Below are 13581 nucleotides of genomic sequence, written 5' to 3'. Positions count from 1 at the left end.
CACAGGCATGGCGTTTATCGGTGTTTATATTTTTTCGTAATGGCAGGCACAGAGAATACAAATAATACATTGGATTCCGGAACATTTGAAATCCTCCGGAAGCGACTGGAAGAACAGAGGTTGAATTTGGTAGAAAGGCTGGCAAAGCTGAATGCCGCCCGTAAGGAGATCTTCAATTCCACGGGATTTCAGCTGATCGCCAATCAACGCATCACTACCGTCAACAGCGGTGTGGCGCGTGGTATTATGGCCTTTGATAATCTCACCCTCTTCGGTTATAATGTTCACTTTGGTTTGCGCGAAAACATCAAGCTCAGCGATGTATTCAGCATCTATAAATTTACCAGCGACCATTTCGATCCGGTGCCGCCGACGCTGATTGAGGACGAGAGTTTTGCGACAGACTTCAGCAATTTATATAAATACTATAGGGACTCGATCTTTGCCAAATTTGTCAAGACAGAGAATCACCTTTACATGGTTTTCCAAACCAGTAAGAGCCCGGACGACCGGAAAGCCTTTAAATGGCTGATCAAGGACGACAAGCTCGTATACCTCGATGACCGGAGCATTCACGAGGTAAAAAAAGCACCACAGCATGAATTCGATTGGATCAAGACCGATCTCAATAATCGTCGGCTGGGGTTATATCCGCACATATCGATCTTAGACAAGGTATTTATCGAAGCCATCCATGGCGATATCACCTTTAAAATTGAGAACAATACGGATTCAGGGCAAGGGATCTATTCGGAGCCCGTTTTAAACAAAGATCAGCAACTGGATGATGCGGAATATCACTATGCGGATCTTGGGAATATCATTCCCATCAAGATAAGACCCTATGGCGAGAGCTTTCGCGCCTATGTTTTTAATGTGCGCACGCGGCAGGTTATTTCCATCAATAGTTTGCTCGATGCCGCTGTTTTGCTGCCCGACAACCAGGGGATAATTTTTCCGAATGGCTATTACCTTCAAAACGGGGAGCATAAGATATTTGAGCTGCCGGTTTCCGATTTGGAGTTCGATACGAGCGTCGCGTCCCCCAACGGTGAGGATTTCTTATATGTATTCTATCAAAAGCAGGCCAATACCTATGTGCTGATGTCATACAATATGATCGCGCAGCAAGTGGAGACGCCGATCATCTGCAGCGGGTTTACAGTGTTCCACGATGGAATGTTGGTTTATTTCCGATCCGAGAATGAAGCCGTGCGACATCACCAGGTACAGATCTGGCAAACGCCGTATACCGCGACGCTCCAGGAAAATACGACGATGAGCAGCAATGTCTTGTATAAGATCGGGAACAAGGATATAGTGAGTGCCATGAGCGAAAGTCAGGAGGTCATCCAGCTTTTGCAAAAAGAAGATACCTATGAAGATCTTTACGAAGACATCCATAAGCGCGCGAACGATATTGTCGATTCGTATTTCTGGTTAAAAGACCAAAGCACGTTCGACCTTGCAACGCCGCTGATTCAGATCCGGAATATCGCCAACACAGCCATCGACGAGTTCGCCAAGGTGCAGGCCCAACGCCAGCACGCCAAGGACAATCTCGTGGCGACGCAGAAGCGGGTGGACCAGCTGGTGGTGGATATCAAGGGCGCAACGATCACGTCGCTGGATCAGTTGGTAAGTCTGCTCGCCGGCATCCGAAGCACACAGGGGACCGTCATCGATTTGCAAAATGTGCGTTACATTGATAACGCCGCGGTCGCGGCACTCAAAGAGACGCTTGCGCAGTATAACAGCTCGCTTTCGCAGGATACCGTCGCTTTTTTGCTGAAGGAAGAAGCGCTCGCGCCCTATGAGGCCAAAGTTTCCACGCTCAAAAAGGCAGTCGGCGCCGTGACAAAAGTGATCGATGCACAGCCCGTGCAGCTCGCGATAAAGGAGATTTCCACCAGCCTGGAGATGCTTATCGATATCCTGAACAGCCTGAAGATCGAAGACACGACGCAAACCACCCGCATCGTCGAAAAGATCTCCCTGATTTTCGCATCCCTGAACGAGGTGAAGGCAGAGCTGGTGCGCATGACAACCGCGTTGAGAACGCAGGAGTCGACAGGCCAGTTTTATGCACAACTTACGTTGCTCGATCAGAGTATCGTAAACTTCCTCGATCTTTCGACGTCCCCCGAGAAATGCGAAGAGTATTTTACGAAGGTGAGTATTCAGGTGGAGGACCTCGAAAGTAAGTTCGCTGACTTTGATGAGTTTGTGCTTAAGATAGCCGATAAGCGTGATGAGGTCGTCAAGGCGTTCAACGGCAAAAAGGAAATGCTGGTCGCACAGTTGAATAAACGTACGACGGCGTTGGAGCAGGTTGGTTTACGGGTTCTGAAGAACATCGAAAATAAGGCGCAGTCCTTTAACGATAAGGAAAGTATCTATGCGTTCTTTTCGACCGACCTGATGGTCGATAAGGTGCGTAGCCTCGTGGATGAGCTGCGAGATCTTGGTGACGTAGCGAAAGCGGAAAACCTGGAAAACCTGGTGAAGGTGGCGCAGGAGACGGCGTTGCGAAATCTCAAAGACAAAACCGATCTTTTTGCTGATGGTCAGAATATCATCGCACTCGGCAATTACAAGTTCGTGGTCAATAAACAGGTGCTGGATCTGACGATCATTCGCAAAAATGAGAAGTTGTATTTTCATCTCCTGGGCACCAGCTTTTATAAACAGGTTACCGCGGAATCCCTCTATCAGCACCGGGCCATCTGGGAGCAGGAATTGATATCAGAGAACATGGCGATCTATCGTTCTGAATACCTCGCGTATCAGACCTACCTCGAAAGTCTTCAGCAGCCTGCATCGTGGAACTACGAGGCTTTCCTGAATGACCGGACAGAGCGTGATTATGCAGCAGCCTATCTCAAGGGCGTGCATAATACCGATGCAGCCCTTATTTACCAAGGCCTCCGGAAGCTTCAGGCGGAATTGGGGATCCTTCGATTTTCGCCTGCCGTACGTGTCGCCGCGCAGCTGTTCTGGTTTGGATTGGACGAAGGTTCCGGCAATAAGCTTCAGCAGTTGATTGCCGCAGCCTATGCCATACAGGAGAGTTTTCCTGAGAGCAAACGCGCCGGATTCGTGGAAAAGGAACTGTCATCTCGGTTCGTGCAGTCAAAGATTGCGTATGGATCCGTAGAAGCAAACGAGGTAGCACAGTATTTATATGCAGAGCTTTCGACCGGCAGGTATTTCACCTGTAGTCAACAAGCACTGCATCTCAAGAAGGCGTTCGACGAGTATTTACACGCGCACAAGAAGACTGCTTCGTTTTTGCAGGAAGTGAATAGCACGGATTTCGACACAGCAGAGCGATTTCATATAATCCAAAGCTGGTTGCAGGCATTTCTTCAAACACAGTCTGTTGCCGTCGATGCGCAATACGTCGATGAGGCGGGTTGCCTGCTTCTTTTTAAGAATCATGCTTACAGAGAGCGGGCGGCGGCGGATAGCATGGACCTGACCGGACTAAAGGGCACGCATGCGGTGATTCACGGTGATGGGATATATTCCCTGAGCTTTCATCACTTCGTAAAGAAGATGCGAGACTATTTTGATGCGGTCGTCCCGGCATTCATCTCGTTCAACCAGCTCAAGGAGCAGCTGGCGCGGGACTATCGTCAGCAGTTAAAGATCAGTGAATTGGAGCCGAAAGTATTGAGCTCGTTTGTTCGTAACCGTCTGATCAACGAAGTATACTTTCCCCTGATCGGCGCCAATCTTGCCAAACAGATCGGCGCTGCCGGTGATGACAAGCGCACGGCACGCATGGGCATGTTATTGCTGGTCTCGCCGCCGGGCTATGGAAAGACAACGTTGATGGAGTACCTGGCGAAAGCAATGGGCCTTCACTTTGTGAAAATTAATGGCCCTACCATCGGACACAGGATCACGTCCATTGACCCCCAGGAAGCGACCACATCGGGCGCGCGGGCGGAGCTGCAGAAGGTAAACCTTTCGTTTGAAATGGCCGACAACGTGATGTTATATGTCGACGACATTCAGCATTGTAGTCCCGAGTTTCTGCAGAAGTTCATTTCGCTGGCCGACGGTCAGCGGAAAATGGATGGTATTTTTGAAGGCGAAAGCAAAACCTATGATCTGCGGGGCAAACGCTTTTGCGTGGTGATGGCCGGCAACCCGTATACCGAGAGTGGTGAGCAGTTTAAGATCCCGGACATGTTGGCAAACCGCGCAGATGTCTATAACCTCGGCGATGTGATCGGAAGCTCCGATCAGCTGTTCAAACTCAGTTTGATCGAAAACTGTGTCGCCGAGAGCCGATACCTGCAGCGCATCAGTAGCCGGAGCTTCGACGACCTGTACAAGCTCATCGGTCATGTCGAGACGGGCAGCGACATGTTGCCTGAATTGGAGGGGAATTATAGCCGGCAGGAAATAGATGATGCCGTGGCAGTCCTCCGGAGCATCGTACGGATCCGGGATGTGGTGATGCTCGTGAATCAGCAGTACATTGCGAGTGCCGCCATGAAAGATGCCTACCGCACCGAACCAGCCTTTAAGTTGCAGGGGTCATACCGGAATATGAATAAGATGGCGGGCAAAGTGGTTCCGCTGATGAATCTCGAGGAAGTGAATACCTTGATTCTTGCCCATTACGAAGGGGAGTCTCAAACCCTGACATCGGATGCAGAAGCCAATCTGCTTCGACTAAAAGAGATTGCAGGTTTTCAGAACGACCAGGAGAGAAAACGCTGGACGCAGATCAAGGAAATCTTCATAAAGAATAATAAGTTTGGAATGCTGAGCGAAAACGACACGTCGGGTCAGATGCTCGTCCAGTTGAGCTCGTTTAATGAACACCTCGAGGCGATTGCAAAAGCAATTCAGAGAAAACCATAACAGTCAGGACGATTTGGCCGCATGTTGATAAAGGAACATACACTTCAATACTGGCTCGATAACTTTTACGGATTCGGATCCTGGAACTCGCCCGTATGGTTTATCGGGTATGAAGAAGGTGGAGGCGATCTGCCGGAAGAAGTGGCCGAGAAGTTCGATTATTTCCATAACCTGAGGGCAGTCGAACCTCCCGCGCTTTGCGACCTCCGCGACCTGTACCGGCATGTAGCATTCCGAACGGATGGGCCACGCGCCAGCATGTTCGCTACGCTCTACGACTACAGGTTTGGCGACCATGCCATTTTGCACGGCATCTGGAAGAACCTGATTGCTTTTGCGCACGGCGGCCAGGGCAGAGCGCTGCCGGACCTTCTCGACTATCAAAAGAACGATTTCACCCGTACCTCCGAAGCGTTGATCGCATTGTATCCACTCCCCAGCCCGCACAACCACGCCTGGTACTATAGCTGGCTGGACCTCCCGCAGAAGAGCATGCTCAAAACACGGAAGTTATACGAGGAGCAGGTATATCCGCACCGCATACAAACCATCCTGGCCAAAATTCAGGAACACAAGCCCCCGGTGGTCCTCTTCTACGGCATGAATAATATTAACCAGTTGAAACGATCCATCCAGGAGTTTTTCGGGCAGGCCGAATTCGCCATGGTGAAAGGAACAAAACAGGAGATCCCGCAGCACCACAGGGCCGAGATCCCCGGCACGACCATAATCGTGACCACGCAGATTCCCGCGCTGAAGCATAATCGCGCGGACAGCGGTTTTGATTGGGCGAGGTTTGGAAGAAGCCTCTAATGACCGGTGTTACTTCAACAACCACCCGATCACGTCTCCCATAAACTCGGCGCACTGGTAGTCGTTCACGCCCTCCCAGCTGGTCATGTACAACGATACCATGCCTTCGCCCATGGCAATGATCTTGCCGCCCCCGGTTGTTTCTGCGTATACTCCGAACGGATTCTCCTCGGTCGCGTTGTTATAGGCGAAAGGTTTACCACCTTCTACAAGACGCGCACCGTGCGCCGGGATGGAATACTTCGTCTTCGTGACCACTCCGGGTTGGGAATGCCCGCCAGACGCTTTGTCGGGGTTGTCGGTTTTAAACGTGATACCAAAGGGGGTAACGATGTCGTTTACGTTGACCTGTGCCAGCGTGCCCCAATAGTCCTCGTCCATCACGATAAACAACGAGCCACCTTTCTTGATAAATCGTTCGATCGCCTTGCATTCGTCAGCGGTATACTTCACGGAAGGGGCGTGGATGAAAAGCAGATCGCCTTCGGCGAGCGCATCCGTAGAAATGTTTTTTTTCAGATAACCGATCGATGCGTCGTGGGCGGAGCCGTTCCTGGTGAGCTCTCCGGTCATGTAGTTCAGCCGGTCGGTAGGGACAAGCTCCGTAGAGATCTTGTCGGCAGGGTCGCTGTAGAATCGCTGGCCATGGCCGACGTCGACCAGGATCTTTTTGTTCTGCGCCAATAGGTTCGTGCAGGCGAAGATCAACGCCGCTACGGTAAGGATGGACGGGGCAAGGGATTTCATGGTAATTGGTTTTGAGAGGACAGTCAAGAACCATACCGTAGATCTATACAGTTTTTCAGGCGTAGACAGTGTTTAGCACGTCCGGCTTGTTCGGAATCGGGCGGAGATCATCCGCTGGCGGGCAGATGAAGTATGCCCTAGAGCTGTTCCAGTATATGCAGTACCCCGCGGTCGTCGTTGCTACGGGTCGTGAATTTAGCGGCGCTCTTTACTTCCGGATGGGCATTTTCCATGGCAAAACTAAAGCGGGCCTCGCGCATCATTTCGAGGTCGTTGAGGTAGTCGCCAAAGACCATGGTGTGCTCGGGCGCGATTCCGAATTTTTTCTGAACGACATCCAGCGCCTTGCCTTTGTGCGCCAGCTTGTGCGAAAGATCCAGCCATACGTTGCCCGACACTTTTACCTGCAACGCATCCCTGTATTGCGCGAAGTGTGGGTACGTGTTCTGCTCGGTGCCGGAGAGGTCGCAAATAGCGATCTTCAGGAATTCATCGCCCTCGACGTTTAGGAGGTTGTCGACGACCGCGTATTTGTCGTAATACATGGATAACCGTGCGACAAAGGCCGGGTCGTTGTTGTCTATATAGGCGCTGTTCTTGCCGCAGAGGATCGTCAGTACGTTCGGAAGCTCTTTTGTGCGCCGTAGGAGATCCCGGGTAAGGTCCGCATCCATCGGCTGGACGTGAAGCTCTTTTCCCCGATGCATCACATAGCTGCCGTTCTCGGCAATAAAGATGATGTCGTCCTGGATGCCCGGAAAGCAATTATACAGGTTGTGATACTGCCGTCCGCTGGCCGCGGAGAATAAAATGCCCCGGGACCGCATGCGATCGAAGATCGTAAAGAAATCGGGGCTGAGTTCGTGTTTGGTGTTGAGCAGGGTGCCATCCATATCGGAGGCGACCAGTCTTACGGATGAATAGTCCATACGTGCTTATGCCGCTACTGCCTTGGCTACTTTGCGATACGTGAAGGCGTGGTAGACGTGTCTTCTGGCGAAACGATCGGGGGAATCAGCGTTCAGGAATTTCAGATAGATACTGCGGGGCACACCGAAGTATTCGAAGGCGCTGCCATCCGCGAAAGAGACTTGAAGTGTCTGGCCCTTGTATTGAAAATCCACCATCTTTGAAGAGGTGATAACCGCTGTATACTCCTCCAGGTTCTGCGCTTGCGTTTCGGGGGCCACGCTCACTAAAAAATGATATGCCTCAATGAATGTCTTGCTTTTTTCTTCGGCCGCGGCTTTCTCTTCGTCGGACTGGAATTTATCCGGATGCCAGTCTTTCATGAAATTGCGGTAAACAGTCTTCAATTCCTTCAAATCGGCCGATTTATCAACGCCCAAAAGCCGCCTGTATTCGATTATACGTTTCATTGCGGCGCGAAAATAAGACATTTTTCATTACCATCAATCGGCGTGTTCCGGCGGTGGAATGCTGCCGACGGGTATTTCCCTGGCAACACGGAAGGAAACCAACCTGGATTCCAAACGACCCGGCGAAACGTTTGTATTTAACGGAGAATGTTTGCTTTTCTACCGCGGCAAAAATAGCTTGGAGGATATTTGTGCCGCAATGGATTTATCCAGATTCTATTTCATTAACAATTCAATAGGGGAGCTGCTCAGCGGAAATGAGATCGATTTTTTGAAACAGTCGGTAGTGCAAAAGCACTATTCCAAAGGGCAGAACATTTATCGCGAAGGTGTGTACCCGAAGGGCGTTTTTATCCTGAACAAAGGGAAGATCAAGATCTACCAGGAAACTTTCGAGGGAACACAACAGATCATGAATATCCATGTACAGGGTGAGATCATTGGGTATCGCCCGCTCTTATGTGGAGACAGATATCCTGTGACCGCCACGGCCATTGAAGATTGTAAGATATCGTTCATTCCCAAAAAACAATTTTTGCAGGCACTCGGCAAATCCTCCCTGCTTTCCAATATGCTGCTCAAATTTCTAAGCAATGAATTTACCGTTTGGGTAAATACCATTTCGAATTTGAAGCATCGAACCGTGAAAGAAAGATTGTTTTTGAATCTGTTGATATTGATTGAGAAATACCGGGGAAAGAAAAAGTGGCCCGTGGAAGTCACATTGTCGCGTGCTGATCTGGCTGCGTTGATCGGAACGTCAAACGAGACCCTGGCCAGGCTGCTGAAAATCCTTAAAGATGAAAAGTATATCTCCGTAAGAGGCCGGACCATTGTTATACAAGGCCAGCCTCAGGAAGATAGGATCCGGAAATCCTTGAGCGGGCTGTTTTAGCCGCATGCCGGCGTCAGCTCTTTTTCCGGAGTAGATTGACGCCATTGCGTAATACCGATCGCGCCTTTGCACTCATATAAATGTGCTTCTCTTTGTTATTCTCTTCTTTAAGCCGTTGCTCAAAAACATGCAGTATATCCCGGCTCGATACAACACCCAGGAACTTGCGTGACGCCCGGTCTTCGATCGATAACGTATCCTGGCCGGTTTTTAGGATAAACTCGACCGCCAGTTGCAGGGAATTGTCGCTATACAAAGAAGGAAGCTTGTGCCGGATCAACGACTGAACCGGATTTGCGTCGTCGGACGTCGGCCTAAATAGCGCCTCTTTTGAAATGACACCGATCTTTTCCTGGGTTATATCGTCCACCACGATAAATACGTTGTGGGCATACGCCGCTCTATTCTCCTGAAACAACGCCTTAACATTTCCGATCGTTAACGCCCCCGAAACCAGGGGAGTCTTGTTTTCAAGGACCATGATATCGCGGATGGATTGCGTTTCCAGGAGATCGGGATAATAGCTATCCGGTAGCCTGATCCCCCTGCGATGGATCTTCTCGGTCATAATGGTTGTCTTCATGAAAATGAAAGAAACCAGGTACGAGGCAACACAGCCGGCGATGAGGGGAAGCAAGGTGCTCTCCTGCATGGTCGTTTCCATGGCAAATACGATGGACGTTAACAATGCCCGGGCGGCACCGGCAAAAAGGGCGGCCATACCCACCAGCGCGGCCAGGGGAAGCATGATATTGACCTCGGGGAAGTAGTATTGGCCCAGCATGCCCAACAGGCATCCCAGGGAACTTCCAATGGTCAGTAACGGTGCCAGCGTACCGCCCGATGTTCCGCTGCCCAGGGCGATCGCCCACGAAATAAATTTCCAAAAGCAAAGAGAAACGAGTAAGCTGATGGAAAGCTGACCGGACAATGAATGTGTTATGTTTTGATACCCCACACCGAGCGTATCGGGCGCAAATATCCCGATGGCGCCAACGGCAATTCCGCCGAGGGCCGGCCACCACATCCAGTGTATGGGCAGGCGTTCGAACAGATCTTCAACGATGTAGATCGCTTTTGTAACAATAACGGAAGCAAAGCCGATGATCAAACCGATGATAGAGTAGGCCACAATGGCCCCCGTTGACGCCTGCCCGATCTCGGGCATGGGGAATGTAGGTGTAACCTCAAAGAGCAGAAAATGCATGCATGCTCCCGTGACGCACGCAATCATCACCGGAATAAAGCTCCGCGAGGAAAATTCAAACAGGAGTAGTTCGATCGCCAGGAGGATGGCCGCGAACGGAGTTCCGAAAATGGCGGTCATCCCCGCCGTTGCGCCGGCCGCGAGTAAGACCTTTCGCTCTTGCGCAGTGATATGAAGCGTTTGTCCACAGAATGAACCCAGCGCACCGCCGGTCGAAATAATAGGCCCCTCTGCGCCGAAGGGCCCGCCCGTGCCGATGGAGACAGCGGCGGAAAGCGGCTTTAGAATAGTGATCAGTGGATGGATTTTGCTTTCTCCCTTCGCTATTTTTTCCAACGCTTCCGGAATGCCGTGTCCGCGAATAGCGGGAGATCCGAATCGCGCCATGATGCCAACAATTAATCCACCGAGTGACGGGATCAGAACGATCCAATACCCCAGCGAATTTTCGGATGGCGAAACCTCGTGAAAGGAAAAACGACCGAAGAAGGAAAGTTGCGTAAAAAGCGCGATCAGCAACACCAGCCCTTTTGCAATAAACCCGACAATGATCGCATTGACCAGCGCCAATCCTGAAATGTATAGGGTGCGTCTTACCTTTTTTCGATATTCAAATGCATCGATATGGGCTTTGGTAGTTTCTGTAGCCAATGAAAAGATTGATTAAGCTCGTACTGGGGTGAATGAATTGACAAAGTTATTCCGCGTTGGAAGTCTTAAATTTGACATAAGTCAAAATTGATAAAATATAGTGTACGCCTCGACCCAGCGAGGCTGTTCCTGCCGTTATTGGAAAGATTTCGTTAATTTTCCTCAAACAGATAGCAATGAACAAACCGAAAATGCAGTCATGGCGGCAGATTCATTAGATCCGCTCCTGACCCGGCGTCAAATGCTGGGAATAGCCGGCATGGCCGGTTTGGCATCGTTGACGGGTATCGCGGCCGATGCTGCTCCACAACTCGCGCAAAAAAGACCGCGCATCGCCTGTCTCGTTACCTATTGGGGCGCGACCCGATCGCATGCAGACTGGATCATCACCAAGCTGCTCGACGGCTACTGGTGGCAGGGAGCGCACACGCCCTCCCGCGTAGACGTCGCGTCGGTGTATATTCACCAACTCCCCGAAAGCGGACTGGGACAGAAAGTATGCAGATCGAAGAACATTCCGATCTTCCAGACGGTGGGCGAAGCCGTAACGCTCGGCGGGAAAGAGCTTGCCGTAGACGGTGTTGTCATTGTCGCGGAACACGGCGAATATCCCACCAATCTCAAAGGACAGTGGATGTTGCCGCGCTGGTGGATCTACCAGCAGGTGATCCGGGTCTTTGAGCAGAGCAAGCGATCGGTGCCGGTATTCAACGACAAGCACCTCTCCATCAGTTGGGACGAAGCAAAGTGGATGTTCGACAAATCCCGCGCGCTGGGTTTTCCACTGACCGGTGGCTCGTCCATTCCTACCTATTTCCGTAAGCCCGACATCGAACTGGAGATCGATACACCGCTAAAGGCATCGGTCGTGGTGGGAGACACGGCGGATGAGGGAGCCCTGTTCCACTGCGTGGATGTATTACAGGCATTTGTAGAACGCCGCAAGGACGGTGAGACAGGCGTCAAAGCAGTGCAGTGTATCCGCGGACCGGAAACGTGGACGTGGACCGAACGCAACCCCTGGGCGGCGCGGTTGCTGGACGCCGTACGGACGAGCTTTAACCTCAAGCCCGGGCACTTTCAGGAAATAGCGACACCCAACGTGTGCATCGTGGAGTATAATGACGGCACAAAGGCAGCCGTGTATTTCGGCCGCGATGTAGGGTGGACCTATGCCGGCGAGATCGAAGGACGCAAAGACCCGGCAATCGTTTCGATGCTGGGCTGGGCCGGGCCATTCTCGCAATACCACGCCTCCAATTCCCAACCGCACTGGATCACCGAAATGATGGTGACCCGGCAGGAACCGTTCAACGCTGAGCGACTGTTGCTGTCCACCGGCATTGTGGCCTACAACATGGAATCCAACTGGGAGAACGGTCGCTATTCCGCCGTCGGTCGCCGCATAGAGACACCGTTCATGAATATGAAGTACCGATCCACACGCGGCGCGCAACACAGCCAGGGCGAGCGGCCGCCGGATACGCCCTATATCCGGGGCTTTACAGAGTAGACCCCCGCGTCATCACAGAAATAGAAACGATAAAAGCATGAAACGCAGAGACGTTATTAAAAGCTTAACCCTGCTGCCGGTAGCCGGCAGTGTTTTTCCCGTACAATCGCTGGTGGCGGCCCCGGTCGCCGGAAAAAGTCTTCCGTTGGATCCGCAGGATAAACCCATGCCGGCGCTGCATCGCGAAGCGTTTGTCATGGATGGCCACATCCACGTCATGACCCGCGAGCTGCTGATGAAAACCGACATCGGCAAGCGTTATCCCGACGGCAACATCGATCTGCCCCGGGCCAAAGAAGGTGGTATAGATGCGATGTTCTTTTCGGTATATACGCCCGAGCACTATTATCCCGGCAGGTTCGAGATCAAGAATACATTCCGCGTGGTCGAGCTGGCGCTGGATCAGATCCGGAAAAACAACAATGCCGTAGAGCTGGCGCTCAACGCCACGGACATCCAACGGATCAACAAAAAAGGAAAGATCGCTGTATTCCTGGACCTGGAGGGCGGCTATGATCTTCACGGCGACCTGAATCTGCTGCGGGCCCTGTACCGACTCGGCCTGCGCTCCCTGCAATTAACAGCCCACAATACCACGAACGCGTTTATCGATGCCTGCAACGACGTCTATACCTGGGGTGGCATCAACGAGCACGGCAAAGCGGTGATCAAAGAAATGAACGACCTGGGCATGGTCATCAACGTAGCGCACGCATCCAACGATGCCATTCTTCAGTCGGTCGCCGCCAGCCGTCACCCCGTGATCTATAGTCACGGCGGCTTTTACAAGATCGTGGATCATCCCCGTTGCATTACAGACGAAGCGGCAAAAGCGATTGCCGCAAAGGGTGGTGTGATCGGTATTCACTTCGGCAGCCTGTTTAACAATCCCAAATACTGGGAGTGGCAAAAACCGAACAATCCCATCAAAGTACAACCTGTACCGCAGCCGGCCACCCCGCGGATCTTCATGTCGCAGGCTACCGACAAGACCATTGAAGACATCGATCAGGAACTGTTGAAAGAAGTTCCTCTGAATTTCAGAGGAACCATCCCCGACGAATACTGGATGCACGTAGACCAGCTGGCAAAGGTGATCGACTATGGCGTGAACCTGGTGGGAGAGGACCACATCGCGCTGGGTTCCGACCTGGACGGCGGGCCGGAACTACCCCGGGAGATGAAAGACATCAGCGACTATCCGCAGATTACCATCGCCCTGCAAAAGCTGGGGTACAGCGACCAGCGGATCAAAAAGATCCTGGGCTTAAACTGGCTCCGGGTCATTCGCCAGGTAACAGAAGGCAGGTAACGACACTTTTTCGACAGGCCGAATTGAGCCAAAGAGGGGGTCTTTAAAGCATTTCACGGTAATTACCCTTATTTTCGTACAATATTCTCTGAACTTTGGCCTAAAATCGAACAAAAAATTACTAAACTTGGGCCTAAAATCAAACAAAAAACGGCTAAAATTGCACCTAAAATCGAACAAAAA

At 51.4% G+C, this 13581-nt stretch carries 9 protein-coding genes; 5 read left to right on the top strand and 4 right to left on the bottom strand.

From position 1 onward, the window contains the following. Positions 1 to 39: 39 nt before the first annotated feature. Both KK078_RS10835 and KK078_RS10830 read left to right on the top strand, forming a co-directional pair. Positions 40 to 4881 carry a DNA repair ATPase gene (locus KK078_RS10835; protein WP_254090291.1) on the top strand — a complete coding sequence of 1614 codons (4842 nt, stop codon included), beginning with the start codon at positions 40 to 42 and terminating at the stop codon, positions 4879 to 4881. Between the two features lie 21 nt (positions 4882 to 4902). Further along, a complete protein-coding gene (locus tag KK078_RS10830; RefSeq protein ID WP_254090290.1) occupies positions 4903 to 5694 on the top strand; it encodes a hypothetical protein in 792 nt (263 codons plus the stop codon). Between the two features lie 9 nt (positions 5695 to 5703). Here the strand turns inward: KK078_RS10830 and KK078_RS10825 are convergent, their stop codons facing one another. The 3 genes from KK078_RS10825 to KK078_RS10815 form a co-directional block, all read right to left on the bottom strand. After that, positions 5704 to 6441: a GldG family protein gene (locus tag KK078_RS10825; RefSeq protein WP_254090289.1), complete on the bottom strand. Its 738-nt coding sequence runs from the start codon at positions 6439 to 6441 to the stop codon at positions 5704 to 5706. 137 nt (positions 6442 to 6578) lie between these two features. Continuing rightward, positions 6579 to 7370 (bottom strand): HAD family hydrolase, encoded by a 792-nt coding sequence (locus KK078_RS10820; protein WP_254090288.1) that lies wholly within the window; start codon positions 7368 to 7370, stop codon positions 6579 to 6581. Between the two features lie 6 nt (positions 7371 to 7376). Beyond that, positions 7377 to 7820 carry a KTSC domain-containing protein gene (locus tag KK078_RS10815; protein ID WP_254090287.1) on the bottom strand — a complete coding sequence of 148 codons (444 nt, stop codon included), beginning with the start codon at positions 7818 to 7820 and terminating at the stop codon, positions 7377 to 7379. A 151-nt stretch (positions 7821 to 7971) separates the two neighbouring features. Here KK078_RS10815 and KK078_RS10810 point away from each other — a divergent pair, with 151 nt between their 5' ends. After that, complete coding sequence (locus KK078_RS10810; RefSeq protein WP_254090286.1) at positions 7972 to 8715, top strand: Crp/Fnr family transcriptional regulator; 744 nt, start codon at positions 7972 to 7974, stop codon at positions 8713 to 8715. A gap of 13 nt (positions 8716 to 8728) precedes the next feature. On the opposite strand, the gene KK078_RS10805 is transcribed toward KK078_RS10810, so the two are convergent. Then, positions 8729 to 10573, bottom strand: a complete 1845-nt coding sequence (locus KK078_RS10805; RefSeq protein WP_254090285.1) for a chloride channel protein — start codon at positions 10571 to 10573, stop codon at positions 8729 to 8731. Positions 10574 to 10772: 199 nt separating this feature from the next. On the opposite strand from KK078_RS10805, the gene KK078_RS10800 reads away from it, so the two are divergent. Together KK078_RS10800 and KK078_RS10795 are read left to right on the top strand one after the other, a co-directional pair. Beyond that, positions 10773 to 12086 (top strand): hypothetical protein, encoded by a 1314-nt coding sequence (locus tag KK078_RS10800; RefSeq protein WP_254090284.1) that lies wholly within the window; start codon positions 10773 to 10775, stop codon positions 12084 to 12086. Between the two features lie 37 nt (positions 12087 to 12123). Continuing rightward, the gene (locus KK078_RS10795) at positions 12124 to 13398 is read left to right on the top strand and encodes a dipeptidase (RefSeq protein ID WP_254090283.1); all 1275 of its coding nucleotides are present in this window, start codon (positions 12124 to 12126) and stop codon (positions 13396 to 13398) included. Positions 13399 to 13581 lie beyond the last annotated feature (183 nt).

The sequence above is a fragment of the Dawidia soli genome, assembly GCF_018598185.1.
Taxonomy (GTDB): domain Bacteria; phylum Bacteroidota; class Bacteroidia; order Cytophagales; family Cyclobacteriaceae; genus Ohtaekwangia; species Ohtaekwangia soli.
This window is presented reverse-complemented; position numbering and strand designations above follow the sequence as displayed.

Bases quoted from the DNA above. Each gene is read 5' to 3' on its own strand.
- KK078_RS10835 (WP_254090291.1), top strand. From the start codon at position 40: ATGGCAGGCACAGAGAATACAAATAATACATTGGATTCCGGAACATTT.
- KK078_RS10830 (WP_254090290.1), top strand. From the start codon at position 4,903: ATGTTGATAAAGGAACATACACTTCAATACTGGCTCGATAACTTTTAC.
- KK078_RS10825 (WP_254090289.1), bottom strand. From the start codon at position 6,441: ATGAAATCCCTTGCCCCGTCCATCCTTACCGTAGCGGCGTTGATCTTC.
- KK078_RS10820 (WP_254090288.1), bottom strand. From the start codon at position 7,370: ATGGACTATTCATCCGTAAGACTGGTCGCCTCCGATATGGATGGCACC.
- KK078_RS10815 (WP_254090287.1), bottom strand. From the start codon at position 7,820: ATGAAACGTATAATCGAATACAGGCGGCTTTTGGGCGTTGATAAATCG.
- KK078_RS10800 (WP_254090284.1), top strand. From the start codon at position 10,773: ATGGCGGCAGATTCATTAGATCCGCTCCTGACCCGGCGTCAAATGCTG.
- KK078_RS10795 (WP_254090283.1), top strand. From the start codon at position 12,124: ATGAAACGCAGAGACGTTATTAAAAGCTTAACCCTGCTGCCGGTAGCC.